Annotated in this window: 23 protein-coding genes; 10 read left to right on the forward strand and 13 right to left on the reverse strand. The window is 62.4% G+C overall.

The features are described 5' to 3' along the window. Position 1: 1 nt before the first annotated feature. The 3 genes from X727_RS144750 to X727_RS144740 are packed head-to-tail and all read right to left on the reverse strand — an operon-like array spanning position 2 to position 2,724. A complete protein-coding gene (locus tag X727_RS144750) occupies positions 2–496 on the reverse strand; it encodes a GtrA family protein (protein WP_081726168.1) in 495 nt (164 codons plus the stop codon). 4 nt (positions 497–500) lie between these two features. Continuing rightward, positions 501–1,505, reverse strand: coding sequence for a glycosyltransferase (locus tag X727_RS144745; protein ID WP_245274191.1), 1,005 nt, complete (start codon positions 1,503–1,505; stop codon positions 501–503). Next, on the reverse strand, positions 1,495–2,724 hold the full coding sequence (locus X727_RS144740) for a glycosyltransferase family 2 protein (protein WP_023745397.1): 1,230 nt from the start codon (positions 2,722–2,724) through the stop codon (positions 1,495–1,497). The genes X727_RS144745 and X727_RS144740 overlap by 11 nt, the downstream gene beginning before the upstream one ends. A 388-nt stretch (positions 2,725–3,112) precedes the next feature. On the opposite strand from X727_RS144740, the gene X727_RS144735 reads away from it, so the two are divergent. The 4 genes from X727_RS144735 (at position 3,113) to X727_RS144720 (ending at position 5,100) form a co-directional block, all read left to right on the forward strand. Continuing rightward, entirely contained in the window at positions 3,113–3,409 is a 297-nt protein-coding gene (locus X727_RS144735; RefSeq protein ID WP_023687732.1) for a YciI-like protein, read from the forward strand. 87 nt (positions 3,410–3,496) lie between these two features. After that, positions 3,497–3,922, forward strand: a complete 426-nt coding sequence (locus X727_RS144730; RefSeq protein WP_023826897.1) for an EVE domain-containing protein — start codon at positions 3,497–3,499, stop codon at positions 3,920–3,922. Next, complete coding sequence (locus X727_RS144725; protein WP_196815008.1) at positions 3,877–4,575, forward strand: methyltransferase; 699 nt, start codon at positions 3,877–3,879, stop codon at positions 4,573–4,575. The genes X727_RS144730 and X727_RS144725 overlap by 46 nt, the downstream gene beginning before the upstream one ends. A 105-nt stretch (positions 4,576–4,680) precedes the next feature. Next, positions 4,681–5,100, forward strand: a complete 420-nt coding sequence (locus tag X727_RS144720; protein ID WP_023694478.1) for a DUF1761 domain-containing protein — start codon at positions 4,681–4,683, stop codon at positions 5,098–5,100. A gap of 15 nt (positions 5,101–5,115) precedes the next feature. Here the strand turns inward: X727_RS144720 and gcvA are convergent, their stop codons facing one another. Next, the gene (gcvA, locus tag X727_RS144715) at positions 5,116–6,036 is read right to left on the reverse strand and encodes a transcriptional regulator GcvA (RefSeq protein WP_023806426.1); all 921 of its coding nucleotides are present in this window, start codon (positions 6,034–6,036) and stop codon (positions 5,116–5,118) included. Between the two features lie 135 nt (positions 6,037–6,171). Between gcvA and X727_RS144710 the strand changes: the two genes are divergently transcribed. Next, a complete protein-coding gene (locus X727_RS144710; protein ID WP_023670491.1) occupies positions 6,172–6,411 on the forward strand; it encodes a hypothetical protein in 240 nt (79 codons plus the stop codon). Between the two features lie 169 nt (positions 6,412–6,580). Here the strand turns inward: X727_RS144710 and X727_RS144705 are convergent, their stop codons facing one another. Further along, a complete protein-coding gene (locus X727_RS144705) occupies positions 6,581–7,117 on the reverse strand; it encodes a L,D-transpeptidase (RefSeq protein ID WP_196815010.1) in 537 nt (178 codons plus the stop codon). Between the two features lie 145 nt (positions 7,118–7,262). Here X727_RS144705 and X727_RS144700 point away from each other — a divergent pair, with 145 nt between their 5' ends. Together X727_RS144700 and X727_RS144695 are read left to right on the forward strand one after the other, a co-directional pair. Beyond that, positions 7,263–7,946: a response regulator transcription factor gene (locus X727_RS144700; protein WP_023670493.1), complete on the forward strand. Its 684-nt coding sequence runs from the start codon at positions 7,263–7,265 to the stop codon at positions 7,944–7,946. Between the two features lie 177 nt (positions 7,947–8,123). Further along, entirely contained in the window at positions 8,124–8,579 is a 456-nt protein-coding gene (locus X727_RS144695; protein WP_023670494.1) for a cyclic nucleotide-binding domain-containing protein, read from the forward strand. 159 nt (positions 8,580–8,738) lie between these two features. Here the strand turns inward: X727_RS144695 and xth are convergent, their stop codons facing one another. The 6 genes from xth to tesB all read right to left on the reverse strand — a co-directional run bounded on the left by xth (position 8,739) and on the right by tesB (position 16,471). Next, positions 8,739–9,545: an exodeoxyribonuclease III gene (gene xth, locus X727_RS144690; protein WP_023698380.1), complete on the reverse strand. Its 807-nt coding sequence runs from the start codon at positions 9,543–9,545 to the stop codon at positions 8,739–8,741. Positions 9,546–9,741: 196 nt separating this feature from the next. After that, positions 9,742–10,422, reverse strand: coding sequence for an outer membrane lipoprotein carrier protein LolA (locus X727_RS144685; RefSeq protein ID WP_023834675.1), 681 nt, complete (start codon positions 10,420–10,422; stop codon positions 9,742–9,744). A gap of 138 nt (positions 10,423–10,560) precedes the next feature. Continuing rightward, on the reverse strand, positions 10,561–13,230 hold the full coding sequence (locus X727_RS144680) for a DNA translocase FtsK (protein WP_023834676.1): 2,670 nt from the start codon (positions 13,228–13,230) through the stop codon (positions 10,561–10,563). Positions 13,231–13,576: 346 nt separating this feature from the next. After that, positions 13,577–15,007, reverse strand: a complete 1,431-nt coding sequence (locus X727_RS144675; RefSeq protein ID WP_023670498.1) for an ammonium transporter — start codon at positions 15,005–15,007, stop codon at positions 13,577–13,579. Positions 15,008–15,038: 31 nt separating this feature from the next. Next, positions 15,039–15,377 carry a P-II family nitrogen regulator gene (locus X727_RS144670; RefSeq protein ID WP_023670499.1) on the reverse strand — a complete coding sequence of 113 codons (339 nt, stop codon included), beginning with the start codon at positions 15,375–15,377 and terminating at the stop codon, positions 15,039–15,041. Between the two features lie 218 nt (positions 15,378–15,595). After that, positions 15,596–16,471 carry an acyl-CoA thioesterase II gene (tesB, locus tag X727_RS144665; protein WP_023683895.1) on the reverse strand — a complete coding sequence of 292 codons (876 nt, stop codon included), beginning with the start codon at positions 16,469–16,471 and terminating at the stop codon, positions 15,596–15,598. A 112-nt stretch (positions 16,472–16,583) separates the two neighbouring features. On the opposite strand from tesB, the gene X727_RS144660 reads away from it, so the two are divergent. Next, positions 16,584–17,840: a ubiquinone biosynthesis hydroxylase gene (locus X727_RS144660; protein ID WP_023834677.1), complete on the forward strand. Its 1,257-nt coding sequence runs from the start codon at positions 16,584–16,586 to the stop codon at positions 17,838–17,840. A 22-nt stretch (positions 17,841–17,862) separates the two neighbouring features. On the opposite strand, the gene plsY is transcribed toward X727_RS144660, so the two are convergent. After that, the gene (gene plsY, locus X727_RS0134305; RefSeq protein ID WP_031204464.1) at positions 17,863–18,501 is read right to left on the reverse strand and encodes a glycerol-3-phosphate 1-O-acyltransferase PlsY; all 639 of its coding nucleotides are present in this window, start codon (positions 18,499–18,501) and stop codon (positions 17,863–17,865) included. A gap of 15 nt (positions 18,502–18,516) precedes the next feature. Further along, complete coding sequence (locus X727_RS144655; RefSeq protein ID WP_023670503.1) at positions 18,517–19,047, reverse strand: hypothetical protein; 531 nt, start codon at positions 19,045–19,047, stop codon at positions 18,517–18,519. Between the two features lie 402 nt (positions 19,048–19,449). Between X727_RS144655 and X727_RS144650 the strand changes: the two genes are divergently transcribed. Beyond that, positions 19,450–20,421: a substrate-binding domain-containing protein gene (locus X727_RS144650; protein ID WP_050587426.1), complete on the forward strand. Its 972-nt coding sequence runs from the start codon at positions 19,450–19,452 to the stop codon at positions 20,419–20,421. 70 nt (positions 20,422–20,491) lie between these two features. Then, positions 20,492–22,018 (forward strand): sugar ABC transporter ATP-binding protein, encoded by a 1,527-nt coding sequence (locus X727_RS144645; RefSeq protein ID WP_023745398.1) that lies wholly within the window; start codon positions 20,492–20,494, stop codon positions 22,016–22,018. The last annotated feature ends 2 nt before the right edge of the window (positions 22,019–22,020 follow it).

Genomic DNA, 22,020 nt, shown 5'->3' on the forward strand with positions numbered 1-22,020 from the left:
CTTATTCCTCGTTTCCCGCAAATTGCTGTGTGGCTGGGCGAGACGATGCCGTCGGCGCGGTGGCGGGCCGCAGATTGAACCGTGACAAGATCGCCAGGTGCGCAACGACAACGTTCCAGATGAGCAATGCGACGGTGGCGATCGGAGACGCAATCGCAACACCAAGGCCAAGCCAGGAACAGAGAAGCACCATCATGGCTACCGAGATCGGGTAGGCCGCAGCCACGCCTGCCGCAAAACGCGCAAATGCCTTGAAGCGTAGCGGTTTGCCGAAGGTGAACCAGCTGTGCAGAGCGTAGCCGGTCGGCGTCACCGCCAGGAATGAAATCATGATGCCCAGCAGGTAGTGCCTGCCCAGCTGATCGACCGTAATCATGATGACATTGTGCGCAATTGCGCATATCGCTCCCACCACAATGTACCGCCATCCCCGTTCCAGAAGCGGTCTTTCGCTCTGGTCCACTGGGATGTCGGCGATCCTGACAGAGCTGGACATTGCCTCAGAAAGCTCCTGTCAGTTTCGCGCGAAGCCGGCACATGACACGCTCACGCAGCCGCGAATCGCGCAAATAGCGCCTCAATCCCGTCGGCCCGAGCGACAGCATAATACGAGCGGCTCGAAGCAAGGCCTTCAAGTCGCCGGCTGACGCAGCCGCCAGCGACACATTAACGCTGATCGATGCCCGAGCAGCAGATTCGATCCGGCGCCGGCTGCGCGCCGAAAGCCGGTCCAAATGGCGCTCCAGGACAGTCTGCATTTGCGAACGGAATTCGTTCGCATCGCGCGATCCGGTTACGGTCAGCGAATCGCCATGAACCCGGAAGGCCGTGGTTATCTCCTGGTGATAAATGACGGGTCCGGCAACGGCGAGCTTCGCCCATATATCCCAATCAGCTGTATACCAGAGCCTCTCATCCATACCCCCGCATGCCAGCCACGCATTCCGACGAAATATCGGAGCAGGCACGGACACGAAATTCTGTACGAGAAGCCGTTCCAGCAAGAAGTCGGATTCGAGCACCTTGTCGCTCGGCAAGGGACAGTTCCAGCATCCCATTCCCCGGCCGTGGCGGTCGACGATCGCAGTCGGGGCCAAGTGAAGCGCTGCTTCGGGCAGGTCCTCGAGCCAGCGTCGCGTGGCCTCGATGCGCCCGGGCAACCAAAGGTCGTCTTGGTGGAGTATGCAGACATAGTCGGCGGCGGCCAGCTCAACGCCCAGATTGGTCTTCGCCTGCCAGGGCGCTAGATCCTTTCGCCGCAGCAGCCGGAAGGCCGACCGGTGGAGAAATCGCTCGACAATGGCGGAAGTAGCGTTTGTCGGGCTGCTGTCGATGATGATTATCTCCAGGCCATCGCTCGGCTCTGCAGCAAGCGAGTCAAGTGTCGCTCCAATCCATGCCGCCCCGTCATGGACCGGCATGACAACCGACAGAAAAGGCTTTGCGGCCGAGCCGCTTGCCGCTTGAATTTCCGCTCGCAAGGCTGCTGGAGGGCTAGAGCTCACGTCTGCTACTCAACGTATCAAGCAGCAATTTGAGCACGAAGCCGGACAGCACCATCGACATGCCGGCCACGCAGATGGTGGTGACTACAAAGGTCAGGTGCACCGATTGCTCCATGGGGCCGCCAATAAGAATCCAATGTAGCGCGAGTGAACCATCGGCCGCGAAGCCGGTTGCCGCGAGTACGCCACCGGAAAAAACCAGCCATTCCAAAGGCCGGCCGCGCGTCAGCCATGGCACAATTCGACCGCTGTAGACCGGGTGGTAGATGGCGATTGCCACCTTTGCCAGCATACCGAACAGGATCGCTGAAAGGCCAATCAACGTCGCCATGGCCGAAAGCGCGACGAAGTGAATTCCAAAGTACCATCCGCCGATGCGAACAGGCCCAGCCGCGAGAACGGCAAGGCCGGCAATGCCAGCGATCAACAAGGTCAGCCCAGGCACGAGATACATGGTATCGGGCGCATGGGCTATGATCAGCCGCAGATGTCGCCAACCGTCCCGGAAGGAACGCAGATGCGGCGCGCGGTTGCGCTTGTCGGGGTAGAGCTTGATCGGCACTTCACGAATGGCGAGCCCGGCGCGATGCGCATTGATGATCATTTCCGAAGCGAATTCCATCCCTGGCGAGCGCGCGCCGATTTTTAGAAATGCCTCGCGCGTGAAACCGCGCATGCCGCAATGGAAGTCGCGGACCGGAGAGTTGTGCAAACAGCGAGCGATGGTGGAAAGGACAGGATTGCCGAGGTAGCGATGCAACGATGGCATGGCGCCCGGCTGGATCCCGCCGGCGAACCGGTCGCCCATCACAAGTTCCGCACCCTGTTCCAACGCATCGACGAAATCGCCGAGCTGGCTCCAATCGTAGGAATCATCGGCATCCGCCATGATGAGATATTTGCCTTCGGCCGCTTCGACCGCGGCACTGATTGCCGCGCCATAGCCCTTTACCGGCTGATGAACGACCCGCGCTCCCAGCTTTTGCGCAATCTCCACCGACTTGTCCGCGGATCCATTGTCGCCAACGACGACTTCCCCCTTGATGCCGCGCATCGAGAAGGCATTGAAGGCTTTGCGAATGCAAATGCCGAGCGTCAGTTCCTCGTTCAGGCAAGGAATGATTGCAGAGACGAGAACACGCTCGGTCCCCATGCCGGCCGTGAAAGCAAGCGCGACGTCGTCGATCCGAACCGTCGTGTTGCGCGCGATGCTCTCCATTGCGACCTCTATTCAGGCGTTCTGAGCAGACCAGCCCATTTCACAATTGACTTGCTGGAGTGTTGCGTATCGAAAATTGATTATTTTTGAATTTACGAAATACTCGGTAGTGGATTTATAGGCGGCGGCAAGCAAAGCTGGTGCGCTGTTGTGGTGCGCGACGCAGCCTGTCGCCTTCGTCCACTCTTTCGGCGAAGCGGGTTGCGTTTGTGATTTTCATCAACCCAGGACTGTCAACTATTTCAACGCCTTGGCTTGAGCCATAGCGGAGATTCAATGCGTCGAGAGATCGTCATTTGGCATTGACCCGAAGCCAGCATAAAAGCAAAACCGCGATTTCGGCAGTTCAAGCGAGCTGTTGTCGCAATCCCAAAACGGAGTTTTAAAAATGCTGTTTGCGTTGATTTGCAAGGACAAGCCGGGCAGCCTGCAGGTGCGGGTCGATACGCGGCCGGTCCACGTCGCCTTTCTCGAACGCCTGAACGCCGACAACAAACTGGCCTTTGCCGGCCCGTTCCTCGACGCCGAGGGCAAGCCCAATGGCAGCCTCGTCGTCGTGGAAGCGCCCGACCTCGCCGGTGCGCAGGCGCTGTCGGCTGCCGACCCCTACGCCAAGGCCGGGCTGTTCGAAAGTGTCGAAATCCGCCAGTGGAACTGGACCTTCAACAAGCCGGCGGCTAGTTAGTTCCGGCGGCGCCTAGAGCGATCCCAGGAAAAGTGTGTAACGGTTTTCCGTCCGGAATTGCGCAAAAATAGTAGTTGGAGCAAAGACATGAACTACTGGCTGTTCAAATCCGAACCTTCGGTCTTCTCCTTCGAGGCGCTGAAGGCCAAGGGCAAGGCCGGCACGCAGTGGGACGGCGTGCGCAACTATGCAGCGCGCAACAACATGAAGGCGATGCAGATCGGCGATCTCGGCTTCTTCTATCACTCCAATGAGGGGCTGAACGTCGTCGGCATTGCCGAGGTCTGCGCGCTTGCCCATCAGGATACCAGCACCGACGATCCGCGCTGGGAATGCGTCGACATCCGAGCCTTCAAGGATGTGCCGAACCCGCCGACGCTGGAACAGGTCAAGGCCAATCCGAAACTCGCCGAGATGGCTCTGGTGCGGCTTGGACGGCTTTCCGTACAGCCGGTGACGCCGGCCGAATGGAAGGAAGTCTGCCGCATGGGCGGCCTGACGCCGGCTCCGTGACGGCCCTCACGCCGAACAGCGCGAAAAAGTTCATTCTCGACAACACGGCGCTTATGTCGCCGCCGCATGTGCCGGAGATTGTCCTCAATCTTGCCGACGAAGCGCATGACCTCTGGCAGCGCACGGAGAACGAGCTGATCGAAATCGGCCTGCCGCCGCCGTTCTGGGCCTTTGCCTGGGCCGGCGGTCAGGGCCTTGCCCGTTACGTGCTGGACAATTCGTCGGATGTGCGGGGCAAACGCGTGCTCGACTTCGCCTCCGGCTCCGGCCTTGTCGCCGTCGCCGCCGCCAAGGCGGGTGCGGCGCACGTGATCGCCGCCGACATCGACCCGTTCTGCGAAACGGCGATCCGCCTCAACGCAGAGGCCAATGGCGTTGCCATCGACTTTTGCGGCACGGACTGCATCGGCACCGACGCCGGCTGGGACGTGGTACTGGCGGGCGACGTCTTCTACGAAAAATCCTTCGCCGACACGCTGATGCCGTGGTTTTCGACACTGAAGGCGCGCGGCGCTGACATCCTCGTCGGCGATCCGGGCCGCTCCTACATGCCGAAGGCGGGACTGGAGCCGCTCGCAGTCTACGAAGTGGCGGTGACGCGGGCGCTGGAGGACGCCCTGGTCAAGCGCACCACGGTGTGGCGCTTCGCTTGACGGCATTGCCGAACAGGCGTTCCATCGCGCATTGATTTGAAGAATACGCATGTCGTTATCCCAGAACCGTCAGGCTTTGGGCGGCTTGCTTGAGGGGAGGACTTTATGGATTTTTCAGTGGTGAACTGGCTGGCGGTGGTTGTCGCGGCCGTCGCGGCGTGGCTGTTTGGCGCGGTCTGGTACACGGTCCTCAGCAAGCCTTGGATGAGGGCGGCCAGGATCGATCCGTCAACGTCAAAGAAATCAATATTGCCCTTCATCATCTCCTTCATCGCCGAGCTGATCATGGCGCTGGTCTTGGCCTTGGTCGTCGGCGCGATGACGGGCGGCGAGCCGGTCCTTGTCGCAGGGCTGGTCTTCGGCTTCGTCCTCTGGCTGGGTTTCGTCGCCACGACGCTGACGGCCAACCATCGCTATGAGAATTTCGGCTGGGACCTGACCCTGATCGACGGCGGCCACTGGCTCGGCGTGCTGTTGATCATCGGCGCGGTGATCGGCTGGTTCGGGACGCCGGTCGCCGGCTGAGGCCTGCAGAAGTCGTCAGGTCTGCGTCCTGGCGACTTCGTCGAGGATCCATTCGCGGAAAGCGATGATGCGCGGATCGTTGGCAGTGCTCTCGGGATAGACCAGGAAGTAGCCGAACTCCGGCCCCACGCGCAGACCGAGTTCAAAGGGCTGCACCAGCCTTCCCTGGGAAAGGTCGTTTGCCACCATGGCGAACTCGGCGAGCGCCACGGCATTGCCGTCGAGCGCCGCCTGCACGGCATCGGTAGAGGTTCCAAACACGATAGTCCGGCTGTCGTCGAAATCGTTGATGCCGGCCGCCGCCATCCACATGCGCCAGTTCGGCCATGTCACGCCTTGGCGCGACCATTCGATATGGGCAAGCGTGTGGTTGAAGAGGTCGCGCGGTTCGCGCAGCGGCGGGCCGGAGGTCAGCAGGCTCGGGCTGCACACCGGAATGAGGATGTTGTCGAACAGGCGATGGGCGCGAAGCCCCGGATACTTGCCGATCCCGAACCGGATGCCGACATCGACGTCGTCGAGTTCGAAATCGCGCACTTCGTAGCCGATGTCGAACCTCAGCTCGATACTGGGCTGAAGTTTGCGAAAATCGTCGACGCGCCGCATCAGCCATTTTGACGCGAACTGCGCGTCGAGCGTTACCTTCAGCAATGCCGTGCCGCGCGTCAGCTTGCGCGCCCGCGACACCGCCCGGTTGAGCAGGTCGAGCGCATCGATCGAGGCCTCGAACAGCACCGTACCTGCCTCGGTCAACCGGATGGTACGACTGGTTCGCGTGAACAGCACCAGCCCGAGCTGATCCTCGATTTCCTTGATCTGGTGGCTGACCGCCGCCGGCGTCAGCCCGAGCTCGTCGGCAGCGCGGGTGAAATTGAGGTGGCGGGCGGCGGCTTCCAGAGTCCTCAGCGCGCGCGTTCCGGGCAACAGACGGGACATCAAGGTATCCTCAAATAAAACTTGACGATCCGAAAAGAACTACTCGTTTCTCTCATGGATTTCAATGCGGCATGATGCATCCATCGAAACACCATCAAGCCGGATTTGATATCCGGCGGAACACGGGAGCGCATCATGTCCATCTTCGTTTTGAACTCGCCAGCAGCTCGCTCGAACTGGTTGCATGCCGTAACGGACTGGCTTCGCCAGGCGAAAGTCGCCATCAACCTGCCGCGCCAGGACGTGGAGGATCTGTCGGATCGCCAACTGCGCGACGTCGGCGCGCAGCGCAAGGACGTGACGCGGGCCGTGGACCGGGAACTCGGCCGGCTTGGATTGCTGGACACTGGGTGGCAGAAGCCGAGAAGGCGTTAGGCAATGGTGAGTAGGGAGTAGTGAGTAGTGAGTAGTGAGTAGTGAGTAGTGAAGGATTGAAACGACGCCGAGACCATCCTACTCCCTACTCCCTACTCCCTACTCCCTACTCCCTACTCCCTACTCCCTACTCCCTACTCCCTACTCCCTACTCCCTACTCCCTACTCCCTACCTCACCACCCTCACCACCGTCCGGTCCGACACCAGCGGCAACAGCCGCGCCATTGTCCGCGCTGTCACCGCCACGCAGCCTTGCGTCGGTCTGAAGCCTGGGCGCGCCAGATGGAAGAAGATGGCGCTGCCACGGCCGCGCCGGCGCGGCGCCATGTTCCAGTCGAGCACCAGGCAGGCGTCATAGAGGCGGTCGTCGCGCCGCATTCGCTCATGGCTGGCGCCATAGGGGATTTTCACCGGCCGGTTGTAGTTGCGGTCGTCCGGCACCTCGCACCAGCCGAGATCGGCGCCGATCGGCGCCATCGCCAGCCGGGTTTTGCGGCCGGCCGCGAAATGATCGCCCCGAAAATATCCTGACAAAATCCGCATCTCGCCAAGCGGCGTCGCACCGTCGCCTTCGCGCTTGTTGGCTGAGATGCCGCCGCGTCCGAGCGCGCAGGCAAACACCTTGCTGCCGGCCTGCAATATCCCCTGGCTGGGGTTGCCCGGCCTCGCCCGAACCACCAGCACACGCAGCCCTTTCGGCAAAATTGCGCCGGCTGCATTGCGATCGCGTTTTTTCTTGTATGATCGTGTCACGGAACAAATCACTGTGATCGGACTGTTGCGCCGGTCAGCTTCCGCATAAATGGGGGGCGGTCAACTGAAAATTCTTTTCAAAACAATGGATTGATCCATGACATCACGTACCATTCTGATCGTTGACGACGATGACGACCTGCGCGGAACCCTCGTCGAGCAACTGGCCCTTTACGAAGAATTCGACGTCTTGCAGGAAGCGACCGCCGCCAAAGGCGTCGCCGCGGCGCGCGGCGGGCTCATCGACCTGCTCATCATGGACGTCGGGCTGCCCGACATGGATGGCCGCGAGGCGGTGAAGATCCTGCGCAAGGGCGGCTACAAGGCGCCGATCATCATGCTGACCGGCCACGATACCGATTCCGACACAATTCTGGGCCTCGAGGCCGGCGCCAACGACTATGTCACCAAGCCGTTCCGCTTCGCCGTGCTGCTCGCCCGCATACGCGCACAACTGCGCCAGCACGAGCAGAGCGAGGACGCCACCTTTTCGGTCGGGCCCTACACGTTCAAGCCCAGCCAGAAGCTTCTGATCGACCAGCGCGGCGGCAAGGTGCGGCTGACCGAGAAGGAAGCCTCGATCATCAAATATCTCTATCGAGCCGACCAGAAGGTGGTGACGCGCGACGTCCTGCTCGAGGAAGTGTGGGGCTACAATTCCGGCGTCACCACGCACACGCTGGAAACTCACGTCTACCGGCTGCGCCAGAAGATCGAGCGCGATCCTTCCAATGCTGAAATTCTTGTGACAGAAAGCGGCGGCTACAAGCTGGTTCCTTAAACTTTTCATTGTTCAATAAGCGGTCGGGGCGGGACTGTTTCGGGGAGGATCCGGCTGGGGGAGCCTGGATCGGCCCGCTGCGCAGATTGAAGTGTTAGAGCGTCCTTTGCGCCTCCAATTGGACACGCGGCGCTCTAAGGGAGGGATTGGACTGACCGTTCGGGGACGCAGCTAGAGATGGCGCTGGATGACGACATCCGCATCCTGTCCGCCGTGAAGCTCTTTGAGGGTTTCACGCAGGAACAGCTGCGCCTGCTCGCCTTCGGCGCCGAAGCCACCCATCTGCAGGCCGACCGCAAGCTGTACCGCGAGGATGACGAAGCCGACTCAGCCTATATCGTGGTCAGTGGCCGCATCGTGCTCTACCGCGAGCATGACGGCGACCGCATCCCGATCGGCACCGCCGGCCCCGGCACGATCCTCAGCGAACTGGCGCTGATCGCCGACTCAAGACGGCTGACCAGCGCCTCGGCCGAGACCGATTCGGAAGTGATAAGGTTGAGCCGCAAGATGTTTCGCCGCATCCTGGAGGAATATCCCGAAGTGGCGGTGAAACTGCACCAGCGAATCCTCGATGATTTTCAGGCCATGATCGCCCGCATCGAGAAGTTGGCCCCAAGGTTTGGCGGGTAGGTCCCCGCGACCGCGCTCACGCTTGGGTGTGTCGAGATTCAGGTCAGGCCGAGTCGAAAATGGCTGATACCGAGAACCGGAGCGGAGCGTACTCAAAGTACGCACCGGAAGCGCAGGTATCGGCCATTGCAGGCCGGCCTCACCTGAATATCGGCACGCCTAATCCAGGTCGAACCGCGCAATCACCGGCACATGGTCCGAGGGCCGCTCCCAGCCACGCGCCTCTCGCAGGATCTCATAGCCGGCAAAGCTCGGCACCAGGTTCGGTGACGACCAGACATGGTCGAGCCGGCGGCCGCGGTTCGAGGCTTCCCAGTCCCGCGCGCGATAGCTCCACCAGGTGTAGAGCTTCTGCTCTGGCGGCACGTCGAGCCGCATCAGGTCGACCCAGTCGCCGGCGATCCGCATCGCGTCGAAATTTTGCGTCTCGACCGGCGTGTGGCTGACGACGTTGAGCAATTGCTTGTGCGACCAGACATCGTGCTCCTGCGGCGCGATGTTGAGGTCGCCGACCAGGATCGAAGCCGACACCTCGTCATGCGCGGCGTGGATGGCGTTCATCTCGGCAACGAAATCGAGCTTGTGGCGGAACTTGCGGTTGATCTCCGGATCGGGCTCGTCGCCGCCGGCCGGCACATAGAAATTGTGGACCAGGATTGCCTTGCCGCCGGCCTGCACCTTGACCGACAGATGCCGGCTGTCATCGATCTCGCAGAAGCGCCGTTTCTCGACAATCTCGATCGGCCGCCGCGCCACCGTCGCAACGCCGTGATAGCCCTTCTGGCCATGGAATGCGATGTGCTCGTAGCCGGCCTTGCGGAACGCCTTTTCCGGAAACAGCTCGTCGGGAACCTTCGTCTCCTGCAGGCAAAGCACATCGGGCGCCTGCTCCGTCAGCAGCCGCTCGACGATCGGCATGCGCAGGCGCACGGAATTGATGTTCCAGGTGGCGATGGAGAAGGGCATGCGGCGATCCGAACAAGGTCGCCGATCTACTGCCAGCCGAGCGCCACAAAAACAAGCCAGCCTTTGCGGGCGGCGGCCCTGATTCAGGTCAGGCCGAGTCGAATGGCGGTCTCCGAGAACCGGAGCGGAGCGTACTTAAACCACGTGAGCACCGGAAGCGCAGGAGATCGCCATTTGCAGGCCGGCCTCACCGGATCTAGCGGTGGTTGGTGTTCAGCTCGCGGTTCGCCGTATAGTCGATGGCGAACGTATCCGCAGGGAAGCTGACGCCTTCCTTGGTGTTGTAGATCATCACCGTGGTGTCCTTGCCCTGCGCGTCGGTGATGGTCCACTGGCGCAGATCATAGGATTTCGGATCGAACATCATGGTGATCTTCGAATTGCCGAACACCGACTTGTCGGCAAGCTGGATGGTGGTGAGGTCGCTCTCTTCCTTGATCGATTTGACGCGACCGCCCGAGAGGTCGATCTTGGTGTCGAGCAACAGCTTCAGCGGTGTCTTCGACAACGGATAGAGATCGGACGTTTTCAGCCGCTTGTTAAGGATGACCACCGACTTGCCGTCGGAAATCACCCGGAAATTCGACTTGCCGTCATAATTGAAGCGAATCTTGCCTGGCCGCTCAAGGAAGAACTTGCCGCCGGTCTGCTGGTTGTTGGGGCCGAACTGGACGAACTCGCCGCTCATCGATTTGACCGAGGAGAAATGGTCGGCGATCTTTTGCGCCGTCGGCGGCACCGCCGCCTGCGCCGAGGCCAAGAGCTGGAACCCCGGCACGACGTTGATGGCCGCGGCGCCGGCAAGCATCAGGCCAAGGCCGAGCAACCGGCGACGGTTTGGAGCGAAATCGCTGATCGCGGAAAGATCGTTTTTCATGCCGGTCACTCTCGTGTGGTGTGTGTCTCGTTGCAGTCCGTGGACCCCCAGTTAGACTTAAGTTTGGCGGGCCGGACAGCGCTCAGTCGCTGTAACGCGCCAAAAGGTTCAAGGTTGCCGCCGGGCCGTATCGGCTGATCAGAACTTGTCGTCCTCGGTCGGCACCAGGATTTCGCGTTTGCCGGCATGGTTGGCCGGGCCGACAATGCCTTCCTTCTCCATCTTCTCGATGATCGAGGCGGCGCGGTTGTAGCCGATGCCGAGCCGGCGCTGGATATAGCTGGTCGACGCCTTGCCGTCGCGCAGCACGACCGAGACCGCCTGGTCGTAGGGATCGTCGGAATCCTCGAAATTGCTGTTGCCGCCACCACCAGCGCCGCCCTTGCCCGACGGCTCGTCATCGTCCTCGCCGTCATCCTCGGTGATGGCGTCGAGATATTCGGGCACGCCCTGCAGCTTCAGATGGGCGACGATCTTCTCGACCTCGTCGTCGGCGACGAACGGGCCGTGCACGCGCTGGATGCGGCCGCCGCCGGCCATGTACAGCATGTCGCCCATGCCGAGCAGCTGCTCGGCGCCCTGCTCGCCCAGAATGGTGCGGCTGTCGATCTTCGACGTCACCTGAAAGGAGATACGGGTCGGGAAATTGGCCTTGATGGTGCCGGTGATGACGTCGACCGACGGACGCTGCGTCGCCATGATGACATGGATGCCGGCCGCGCGCGCCATCTGTGCCAGGCGCTGCACCGCGCCTTCGATGTCCTTGCCGGCGACCATCATCAAATCGGCCATCTCGTCGATGATGACGACGATGTAGGGCATCGGCTCGAGATCGAGGTTCTCGGTCTCGTAGATCGCCTCGCCGGTCTGGCGGTCGAAGCCGGTCTGCACGGTGCGCGAGATTTTTTCGCCCTTCTTTTCAGCCAACTGCACGCGCGCGTTGAAGCCGTCGATGTTGCGCACGCCGACCTTGGACATCTTGCGGTAGCGGTCCTCCATCTCGCGCACCGTCCACTTCAACGCCACCACGGCCTTCTTCGGGTCGGTGACCACCGGGGTCAGCAGGTGCGGGATGCCGTCATAGACGGAGAGTTCGAGCATCTTCGGGTCGATCATGATCAGCCGGCAGTCCTGCGGCGTCAGCTTGTAGAGCAGCGACAGGATCATGGTGTTGATGGCGACGGACTTGCCGGAGCCGGTGGTGCCGGCGACCAGCACATGCGGCATCTTGGCGATGTCGACGATCACCGCCTCGCCATTGATGGTCTTGCCCAGCGCCAGCGCCAGCTTGGACTTGGTCGTCTCGAAATCGCGGCTGGCCAGGATCTCCCGGAGATAGACGGTCTCGCGCTTGGCATTCGGCAATTCGATGCCGATGGCGTTGCGGCCGGGCACCACGGCGACGCGGCAGGCAATGGCGCTCATCGAGCGGGCGATGTCGTCGGACAGGCCGATGACGCGCGACGATTTGATGCCGGGCGCCGGCTCCAACTCATAGAGCGTGACCACCGGGCCGGGCCGTACCGCGATAATCTCGCCCTTGACGCCGAAATCCTCCAGAACGCCTTCGAGCAGGCGCGCATTCTGCTCCAGCGCGTCCTTGGACAGGCTGGCGTCGCGCACCACGTTCTTCGGCTCCGACAGGAAATGCAGCGACGGCATTTCGAATGTTTCCGAGCCGATCAGCGAGGTCTGCGCCTCGCGCTGGACGCGCGCGCCGGGAGCGGGACGCGGCGCAGGTGCGGCGACGCGGGTCGCCGCATCTGACCGGAAGTTTTGCACCTTGGCGTTCGGCGCGGCACGGCGCGGGACCGGCTCGTCGTCGAGTTCGACCTCCTCGTCGCCATTGTCGAAACCGGCATCGAGGACGTCGTCATCGTCCGGATCGACGGAAACGCTGCGGTCATTGACCATGGCGGCGAAGAATTCCGGCTCGACGCGGGCGCGGCCATCCGGGCTCATCCGCGCTTCGGCGAATTCCGCCGATTCGACCCGTTCGGCGGCGCGGCGCCATGCGGTGGAGCGCTGCTCCATCTCCGGCTCGAACTCGTCGCGCTCCTGCTGGCGGCGCACAGCCCGGCGATGCATCCAGGCGCGGAAAGACAGCCACCAGTGGGTAACGGCGCCGAGCGCCAGTATCCCCTCGTCGCCCTCGTCCTCGTCTTCGTCGAAGAGCAGGTCGTCCTCTCGGGGATCGGGCTCCGCGGTGCGCTCCATGACGGCAAAGCCGTTCTTGCGCGCAATCAGCGCCGAGCCATAGGCAAACAGCCACAGCGCCGGCGCAATGAGCACAATGGCAATGATGCTGGCAACGATGCCGGTCGGGTAGCCGCCAATGACCACGCCCGGAATATTGAGCACCATGTCGCCGAACACACCGCCGAGGCCGGTCGGCAACGGCCACGTCTTGGGCGGCACCACGCAGCCGGCCATCGCCGCCGCGAGCAGCGCGAAGCCGAACCACGCAAGGCCGCGCTTCGGCAGCCTGTCGACGCCGCGCGCCGAAAACAGGAGAAAGCCCCAGATCACCGCCGGCACCAGGGCGGCGACCGCGGCAAGGCCGAAGAACTGCATGGCGAGGTCGGAGAATACCGCGCCCGCATAACCCATGGCGTTGGTGACGATGTTGGCGGTGGCGTGCGAGAAGCTGGGATCGGCGACGTTCCAGGTCGCCAGCGCCGCGACGCCAAAGGCGACCAGCGCAAACAGGCCGGCGCCGACCAGCCGCCCGACCTGGCGCCGCGCGAATGCCTGGATGCCGTGCCCCGTATCGGTCAGCGCGAGCGGTGCTGAAGCCCCTGAACGCATGCTTCGTTCCCCGTCTGTCATGGACTGGCCGGGCGCATGACGCACTCCGGCAGATTCGGATGTCAGACTATCGGGGGGAAGGTTAAGGCCGCATTAACTATACGCACCCAGAGCCACGATCTTGCTCACTCCACTGTAGGCAGTCTCAACAGTTCGGAACCAATCCGGTCGACGTCTCCCCGCCGGCGGCCATCACTAGAACGTGATTGCGCAGGGACCGTGGCCTGCCAGCACGGTTGCCAAAAAGAAAGGCCCGGAATGACCCGGGCCTCAAAGCGTGAACTCCTTTCGGGAGCGTCACGACGGGATGGGAGAATGCGGGGCGGCCGAGGCCGCCCCGCAAGGCTTACGAGTGGTAGGCCGCTTCGCCATGCGAAGTCAGGTCGAGGCCTTCGCGCTCGGCGTCGGCTGTCGGACGCAGACCGATGATCAAGTCGACGACCTTGTAGAGGATGGCGCTGCCGATGCCCGACCACAGCAGGGTTACCAGGACGCCCTTGCCCTGCGCCAGGAGCTGCGTGGCCGTGCCGGCATAGCCGGCGGCGAAGTCGGCCGTCGAATAGTCGACGATGCCGGCGCCGCCGAGGGCGGGATTGACCAGAATGCCAGTGCCTAGCGCACCGATGATGCCACCGACGCAGTGGACGCCGAAGACATCGAGGCTGTCATCATAGTCGAACGTGTTCTTCACCACCGAGACGAAGAAGTAGCAGACGAAGGTGGCAACGATGCCAAGCACGATAGCGCCCATCGGGCCGGCAAAACCTGCAGCCGGCGTAATCGCGACGAGGCCGGTGACCGCGCCCGAAACAGCGCCGAGCATGGAGGCTTTGCCGCGCAGCAGCGATTCAAGCACGATCCAGGCCACTGCCGCCGCCGCCGTGGCGACGAAGGTGTTGATCATCGCCAGCACCGCATAGGCGTTCGCTTCGAGGTTCGAACCGGCGTTGAAGCCGAACCAGCCGACCCACAGCAATGAAGCGCCGACCATGGTCAGGGTCATCGAGTGCGGCGCCATGATGTCCTTCTTGTAGCCGATGCGCTTGCCGATCATCAGCGCGCCGACGAGACCGGCAATGCCCGCATTGATGTGAACGACCGTGCCGCCGGCGAAGTCGATGGCGCCGAAGCTGAAGATCAGGCCGGACGGGTCGGCATAGGCGCTCGGGCCGCCCCAGAACCAGACCATGTGCGCGATCGGGAAGTAGATTAACGTCACCCATAGGATAACGAAAAGGATCAAGGCGGAGAATTTGACGCGTTCGGCGAATGCGCCGACGATCAGGGCGGGCGTGATGCAGGCGAAGGTCATCTGGAAGACGACGAACACCAGTTCAGGAATGGCGACGCCCTTGCTGAAGGTTTCCGAAAGCGTCGATACGTTGACGCCGGAGAGAAACATCTTCGAAAGGCCGCCGACGAAGGCGTTGCCCGGGGTGAAGGCGAGGCTGTAGCCGTAGAAGACCCAGATGATCATGACCACGCTGGTGATGGTGAAGACCTGCATCAGCACCGACAGCATGTTCTTGGTACGAACCAGGCCGCCGTAGAAAAGCGCAAGGCCGGGAATGGTCATCAACAGCACCAGCACGGTGGAAATCATCATCCACGTGGTGTCGCCCTTGTCGACGGTAAAAGCCGGCGCTGCTGGCGCTGCCGCCGCGACGGCGGGAGCCGCCTCCTGCGCGAAGGCAGCAACCGTGCCCAATGCTCCGAGCGCTAAGGAGCCCAGCAGCGCGGAGCGCGCCACTGACTTCAAGGTGGAAGGTATATTCATTGAACTCTCCATTGGAATACGTGCTCGCCGCTCAAAGTGCGTCGGTGTCTGTTTCGCCGGTACGGATGCGCACCGCCTGATCGATGCCGAAGACGAAGATCTTGCCGTCGCCGATCTGGCCGGTCTTGGCCGCCGCCGTGATGGCTTCGACGGCCTTGTCGACCAGGTCTGTGCTAACCGCGACTTCGATCTTGATTTTCGGCAGGAAACTGACCGCGTATTCCGCCCCGCGATAGATTTCCGTGTGTCCCTTCTGACGCCCGTAGCCTTTGACTTCGGTGACGGTCAGGCCCTGGATGCCGACGGCGGTGAGCGCTTCGCGCACCTCGTCGAGCTTGAACGGCTTGATGATTGCCATCACGATTTTCATAAGGTTTCACCCTTTGCTGTTGCGGTCCCCCGCGTTTGCACACCTTCACCGATCCCAAAAAGCCCGGAGAGTGCCCAACAGGATTCAAGCTCCGTGCCAGTTGCCGAAGCAGGGTGTTAACTCATTGTAAACAAACGGATCGCTCGACTCCCGGCGCCACGGTGCGCACTGTCAACGGACAGTCACTGATTAAAAAGTAGGCAATCTTTCGAAAATGCCTATTCCGCAGGCGGCCGCTTCAGCCGGATCAGGCCTTCTTGGGCAACCGAGGCGATCAGCGTGCCGTCGCGGGCAAACAGCGAGCCGCGGGTGAAGCCGCGCGACCCCTGCGTCGACGGGCTGTCCTGCGTGTACAGGATCCAGTCATCGAGCGGATGGCTGCGATGGAACCACATCGCATGGTCGAGGCTCGCCGCCTGGATGTCGCGGTCGAAAATGGCGCGGCCGTGCGCAAAGGTCGAGGTGTCGAGCAGCGTCATGTCGGAGAGGTAGGCAAGCACCGCCGCCTGGATGCCGCGGTCGGCCGGCACCGGGCCGGTGGTGCGGATCCAGATGTTCTGCTGCGGCTCCAGCTTTTCGCGGCTGGTGTAATGCTTCAGCATCACCGGCTTCATCTCGATCGGCCGGTCACGCTCCCAGTAGCGCTTGATGCCGTCCGGCACCGCCTCGCCGAACTTGCCCAGCAATTCGCGCTGCGACAACAGGCTGTCGGGCGGCGGCACGTCGCGCGGCATCGGCAGCTGATGCTCAAGGCCAACCTCGTCCTGCTGGAACGAGGCTTCCAGCGAAAAGATCGCCTGGCCGTGCTGGATCGCCACCACGCGCCGCGTGGCGAAGGAGCCGCCATCGCGGATGCGGTCGACCTCGTAGACGATCGGCACCTTGGTGTCGCCGGGCCGCATGAAATAGCCGTGCAGCGAATGCACGTGGCGCTCGGGCTCGACGGTGCGCTGCGCGGCGACCAGCGCCTGGGCGATGGTCTGGCCGCCGAAAACGCGCTGCCAGTCGAGCTTGGGGCTGCGACCACGGTACAGATTGTGTTCCAGCTGCTCGAGGTCGAGAATGCTGAGAAGCTCGTCCATGGCCGCCGTCATGCTTCGTGACCTCGCCGTAAGATGCTATGGCGGTTTCCGACAGGAATGGCGGGCAGTCAAGGCCGGAATGCCCCAGTGGGCGGGGATGGTCGAGACTTCGAAAGGAATTGACATGGCGAACCGCAACCCGGACGCAAAAACCCCGCTCGACGTGCTGGTCGCTGGCGCCGGCTATGTCGGCCTCGCCGCCGCCGTGTCGCTGAAACAGGCGCGGCCGGGCCTCGCCGTGGCGGTCGTTGATGCTGCCCCCGCCGGCGTCTGGCAAAAGGACCGCCGCGCCTCGGCGATCGCCGCCGCCGCCTGCCGCATGCTCGACCAGCTCGGCGTCTGGCAGGAAATCGTCGGGCAATCGCAGGCGATCACCGAGATGATCGTCACCGATTCGCGCACCGCCGATCCGGTGCGTCCGGTGTTTCTCACCTTCGATGGCGAGGTCGCGCCGGGCGAACCGTTCGCCCACATGGTCGCCAACAAGGACCTGAACAGCGCCTTGCGCCGCCGCGCGCAAAAGCTCGGCATCGACATCATCGAAGGTGTCGCGGTCGCATCGTTCGACGGCAATGGCGCCGGCATCACCGTGCATCTGGCCGACGGCGCGGCGATTGAGGCGCGGCTGCTGGTCGCCGCCGACGGCGTCAATTCCAAATTGCGCGACATGGCCGGCATCAAGACGGTGAAATGGGAATATGGCCAGTCCGGCATCGTCTGCACGGTGGCGCATGAGCGCCCGCACAATGGCCGCGCCGAAGAGCATTTTCTGCCGGCCGGCCCGTTTGCAACGCTGCCGCTCAAGCCGACCGAGGACGGCACCAACCGTTCGTCGCTGGTCTGGGTCGAACGTTCCGAGGATGCCGAAAAGCTGGTCTCGGGCGACGACCTCGCCTTCGAGCAGGAGCTTGAATTGCGCTTCGGCCTGAAGCTCGGCGAAATCCGCGTCACCGACAAGCCGCGCGCCTGGCCGCTCGGCCTGACCATCGCGCGCGCCTTCGTCGCCCCGCGCATCGCGCTTGCCGGCGACGCCGCGCACGGCATCCACCCGATCGCCGGCCAGGGCCTCAATCTCGGCTTCAAGGATGTGGCGGCCCTTGCCGAAGTGGTGGTCGAGGCCGATCGCTTGGGACAGGATATCGGCGCGCTCGACGTGCTCGAGCGCTACCAGCAATGGCGCCGCTTCGACACGGTGCAGATGGGCGTCACCACAGATGTGCTGAACCGGCTGTTTTCCAACGACATCGGCGCGCTGCGCCAGCTCCGCGACGTAGGCCTCGGCCTCGTCGAACGGATGCCCAGGCTGAAGGAGTTCTTCATCCGGCAGGCATCGGGGTTGTCCAACGGCACACCACGGCTGCTCAAGGGTGAGGCGATTTAGGCCGGGAATGAGTGCCGCTTTGTCATAGACGCGGCTCGGCTCCTGACATCAGCCGCGCAATGTTGGCGCGGTGGCGCACGATCACGTAGATGCCGCCGGCAATGACCAGCAACCGGTAGGGCAATGGTTGTTCCATGCCGCCGACGAGGGCGATCGCGGTGAGCGCCGCCAGCATCGAACTCAGGGACACAATTCGGGAAACTGCCAACACCACGGCAAATGCCGTCGCCGCGCCTAGACCCACAGGCCAGGACATCGCCAACAAAACACCCAACCCCGTCGCAGCCGATTTGCCGCCGGTGAAATTCAGCCAGATCGAACGGCTATGCCCAAGCAAAACAGCGAGTCCGGCCAGGCATACAACCCAAGGAGCCCAAACGGGCATATCAGATATTGCCGACGGCGGCGTTGCGGAAGACCAGAAACAAAACCAACGGGCAAAGATGACCGCTGCCGCCCCTTTCAGCACGTCCACCAGAAGCACCACCAATGCTGGCCATTTCCCGAGTGTGCGCAATACATTTGTCGCACCGGTGGACTTGGAGCCGTGCTCCCGGATATCGATGCCCTTAAGCAGTTTCCCCGCCAGATAGCCGGCAGGCGTAGAGCCGATAAGGTAAGCGGCAGCCGATCCTACCGCGCTCGCTATCCAGAATGACATGCGCCCGGGCTGTTCTCAGTTGACCTCAAACCCCAGCTTCTGCCGCAGCCGCAGCATGCGCTGGTCGGCGACCTTGAAACTCTGCTCGCCGCTCTTGGCAACACGATCCAGCATCTGCAGCAGATCTTCGCGCTCATGCGGATCGAGGCGCTCGCGCAGGAAGGGCGCCAGCTTGTCGATGACGATCGTCGTGTCGTCGATCTGCGCCGCGGCCCATTTGGCGTAGACGACGGCTTCATCGGTCTTCTTCTGGTTGTCCGCAATCTGCGAGATCACCTCGCGGATGACCGTTTCGCGCTTCGGCAGGATCGGGCCGTGCTCCGCTGCCAGTGCGGTGATCAGCGTTGCCGCCGCCACCACCGGATCGTCGATCGCCGTCAGCGGCGACAGCGCCGCCTGCTTGCGCAGCTTCTTGCGCCTTATGTTGCCCTGGACGCGGCCGACGACGTCGGCGACCTCGCGCGCAGCTTCGTTCATGGCCTTCATGCGATACCACCAGAACGCCCCGGCTCCCAGCACGCCGAGAATAGCAATCAGGAAAGGCATGTCGAATTCCCCCGAAAATTGCGGCGACGATAGGAGAACTCCGGCGTTGCTTCAACACGCAAGAATTGTATCTGATGAGAAAACAGAGCTGGCCCCCTAATCATCCAGACGCCGAGATCGGACGTCCTGTGTTCAGGTCGCTCGTCACGGGCGCTAATGATGCAACCGCTTGGCGATAACGCCGACTTCGCATCCACCCCACTCCACCTGCAAGATATTTCACATACTGATATTTCGTTCGCCATCATTGACATGCCACAAATCCCGCCGTATTCAACCCCGCCAGAGATTTCATCTTATGAAATTTCTTGCAAAGCTGATGCGACGAGGCTTTCATCGTCGGGGAACCCGGAGGAGAGAATGAACAGGATTGGGCTGGTGGGCGCGCTGAGCGCCGCCGTGATGACGTTGACCCTGGCGATGCCAGCGTCGGCAGAGAGCAAGTTTCAGTGCAAGCCGGATGAGACCTACGTAATGAACGTCATGGTCTCCGCGCATCCCTATTGGGTGCCGGTCTATCAGGGCTTCAAGCAGGCGGCTGCGGCGATGGGCTGCAAGACAGTGTTTTCGGGCACGCCGGACTATGACATCGCCAAGCAGATCGCTTCCTTCGAACAGGATCTGATCAAGAAGCCGGCCGGCGTGCTGCTTCACCCGATGCAGGCCGATCCGTTCATCGAGCCGATCAACCGCGCCATCGAGAACGGCACCACCGTCGTCACCTTCGCCGCCGACTCGCCAAAATCCAAGCGCGTCTCCTACATCACCTCGGACAATCTGGCGGAAGCCAAGTTTGCCGCCGAGGAGATCGTCAAGCAGGTCGGCGACGATGCCGAATATGGCGTGCTTGAGAACCCCGGCCAGAGCAACCACGATCTGCGCGTCACCGCCTTCATCGACTATCTCGCCAAGAACTATCCGAAGATGAAGCTGGTCGGACGCCAGGCCTCCAATCAGGACGCCAATGTCGCCAACAAGGCGGTGGCCTCGATGCTGCAAGCCAACCCGAACCTCAAGGCGCTTTGGATTCCGGAAGCCGGTTCGGCCGAAGGCGCGGTCGCGGCCGTTCTCGAAGCCAAGGCCAAGGTGCTGATCATGCACGCCGACATCACCCCGGCGACGCTGGAGCAGATCAAGGCCGGCAACATCCACATGGCGCTGAGCCCGAACCAGGGCATGCAGGGTTATCTCGGCTTCGTCGCCACCTTCATGGCGGCGCATCCGGAGCTGATCGACCCGTTCAACGACTACAAGACGTCGGGCCACAACCCGATGAGCATCCCCTTCGCCGATAACGGCTTTGCCGTCATCACCAAGGAGAATGCCGACTCGTTCGACCTGAACAAGTACATGCAGGGCCGCGATCCCAGCTAATCGCGTCCATCAGGCAATCGCGCCATCCGGCGCGGTTGCCTTATCCCTCCCTGAGCAGGTGAGCACACAAGTGGAAATCCCGGCCCTCCTCAAAATATCCGGCCTCAGCAAATCGTTCGGCCCTGTCCGTGCGTTGCGCGATGTCGGGTTCGAGCTGCGCGCCGGCGAAATTCACGCCATTGCCGGCGAGAACGGCGCCGGCAAGTCGACGTTGATGAAGGTGATCGACGGCATACTGCCGCCCGACAGCGGCGACATCCAGATCGACGGCCGCTCCGTTTCGGTCCCCTCGCCGCTGGCGGCGCAAAAGCTCGGCATCGGCTTCGTGCATCAGGAGATCGCGCTCTGCCCCGATGTCTCGGTGGCGGAAAACATCTTCATGTCGATCACCAACGCCAGCAAGGCTTTGCTGATGAATTACCGTGACCTCGAGAAACGCGCGACAGCCATCCTGGCGCGACTTGGCAACCTCGATCCGACCGCGATGGCGCGGAGCCTGTCGATCTCCCAGCAGCAGCTGGTCGAAATCGCCAAGGCGCTGACGCTCGATTGCCGCATCCTCATCTTCGACGAGCCGACGGCAGCGCTGACCGAGCGCGAGGCCAAGAAACTGTTCGAGATCATCCACCAGCTTGCCGGCGAAGGCATCGGCGTCATCTACATCTCGCACCGCATGGCCGAAATCTTCGAATACTGCGATCGCGTCACGGTGCTGCGCGACGGCCGGTACATCACCACGCTCGACATATCGGCGACGACGCCCGAACAGGTGGTGGCGTCCATGGTCGGCCGCGTCATCGACAGCCTCTATCCCGAGAAGCTGCGCGACGACGAGCGGTCTGAGGAGATCCTGCTCGAGGTTAACAAGCTCTCGGAAGCAACCACCTTCCGCGACATCAGCTTCCAGTTGCGCAAGGGCGAAATCCTCGGCATTGGCGGCCTGATCGGCGCCGGTCGCAGCGAGATCGTTCGGGGTATCTGCCGGCTGGAGGGTCAGGTGACCGGCAATGTCAGCCTGCATGGCAAGCCGCTGTCGCTGACCCATTATGGCGACAGCATCGCCGCCGGCATCGTCTACCTCTCCGAGGACCGCAAGGGTGACGGGCTGTTCCTCGACATGTCGATCGCCGCCAACATCTCGGCGCTGGCGGTGGATCGGATCTCGACGCGCTTCGGCCTCATCAACGACCGCCGCGAGAAGCAGCGGGCGGAAACCATCGGCAGGCAGCTGTCGCTGAAATGCGGCCATGTCGGCCAGCCGGTTTCGACGCTCTCGGGTGGCAACCAGCAGAAGGTGGCGATCGCCAAGATGCTGTCGGTCGACCCGAAAGTGATCTTCCTCGACGAGCCGACGCGCGGCGTCGATGTCGGCGCCAAGGCCGAAATCCACCGGATCCTGCGCAAGCTGGCGCGCGACGGCGTCGGCATCGTGGTCATCTCGTCGGAACTGCCGGAACTGATCGGTGTCTGCGACCGGGTGCTGATCATACGCGAGGGACGCATCACCGGCGAGGTCACCGGCGCGGAAATGACCGAAGAAAACATCATGGTCCTGGCATCGCTTGCCGATGACGGCCGGCAACGGAGCGCCGCATGAGC

It is taken from the genome of Mesorhizobium sp. L103C105A0 (assembly GCF_000502215.1).
Taxonomy (GTDB): domain Bacteria; phylum Pseudomonadota; class Alphaproteobacteria; order Rhizobiales; family Rhizobiaceae; genus Mesorhizobium.

Coding starts and splice junctions, on each gene's coding strand:
- X727_RS144695 (WP_023670494.1), top strand. CDS start 8,124: ATGGCGCTGGATGACGACATCCGCATCCTGTCCGCCGTGAAGCTCTTT.
- X727_RS144680 (WP_023834676.1), bottom strand. CDS start 13,230: ATGCGTTCAGGGGCTTCAGCACCGCTCGCGCTGACCGATACGGGGCAC.
- X727_RS144675 (WP_023670498.1), bottom strand. CDS start 15,007: ATGAATATACCTTCCACCTTGAAGTCAGTGGCGCGCTCCGCGCTGCTG.
- gcvA (WP_023806426.1), bottom strand. CDS start 6,036: ATGTCCCGTCTGTTGCCCGGAACGCGCGCGCTGAGGACTCTGGAAGCC.
- X727_RS144710 (WP_023670491.1), top strand. CDS start 6,172: ATGTCCATCTTCGTTTTGAACTCGCCAGCAGCTCGCTCGAACTGGTTG.
- X727_RS144655 (WP_023670503.1), bottom strand. CDS start 19,047: ATGCCTTTCCTGATTGCTATTCTCGGCGTGCTGGGAGCCGGGGCGTTC.
- plsY (WP_031204464.1), bottom strand. CDS start 18,501: ATGTCATTCTGGATAGCGAGCGCGGTAGGATCGGCTGCCGCTTACCTT.
- X727_RS144685 (WP_023834675.1), bottom strand. CDS start 10,422: ATGAAAAACGATCTTTCCGCGATCAGCGATTTCGCTCCAAACCGTCGC.
- X727_RS144720 (WP_023694478.1), top strand. CDS start 4,681: ATGGATTTTTCAGTGGTGAACTGGCTGGCGGTGGTTGTCGCGGCCGTC.
- X727_RS144735 (WP_023687732.1), top strand. CDS start 3,113: ATGCTGTTTGCGTTGATTTGCAAGGACAAGCCGGGCAGCCTGCAGGTG.
- X727_RS144670 (WP_023670499.1), bottom strand. CDS start 15,377: ATGAAAATCGTGATGGCAATCATCAAGCCGTTCAAGCTCGACGAGGTG.
- X727_RS144660 (WP_023834677.1), top strand. CDS start 16,584: ATGGCGAACCGCAACCCGGACGCAAAAACCCCGCTCGACGTGCTGGTC.
- X727_RS144700 (WP_023670493.1), top strand. CDS start 7,263: ATGACATCACGTACCATTCTGATCGTTGACGACGATGACGACCTGCGC.
- X727_RS144650 (WP_050587426.1), top strand. CDS start 19,450: ATGACGTTGACCCTGGCGATGCCAGCGTCGGCAGAGAGCAAGTTTCAG.
- X727_RS144730 (WP_023826897.1), top strand. CDS start 3,497: ATGAACTACTGGCTGTTCAAATCCGAACCTTCGGTCTTCTCCTTCGAG.
- X727_RS144725 (WP_196815008.1), top strand. CDS start 3,877: ATGGAAGGAAGTCTGCCGCATGGGCGGCCTGACGCCGGCTCCGTGACG.
- X727_RS144750 (WP_081726168.1), bottom strand. CDS start 496: ATGTCCAGCTCTGTCAGGATCGCCGACATCCCAGTGGACCAGAGCGAA.
- xth (WP_023698380.1), bottom strand. CDS start 9,545: ATGCCCTTCTCCATCGCCACCTGGAACATCAATTCCGTGCGCCTGCGC.
- X727_RS144740 (WP_023745397.1), bottom strand. CDS start 2,724: ATGGAGAGCATCGCGCGCAACACGACGGTTCGGATCGACGACGTCGCG.
- tesB (WP_023683895.1), bottom strand. CDS start 16,471: ATGACGGCGGCCATGGACGAGCTTCTCAGCATTCTCGACCTCGAGCAG.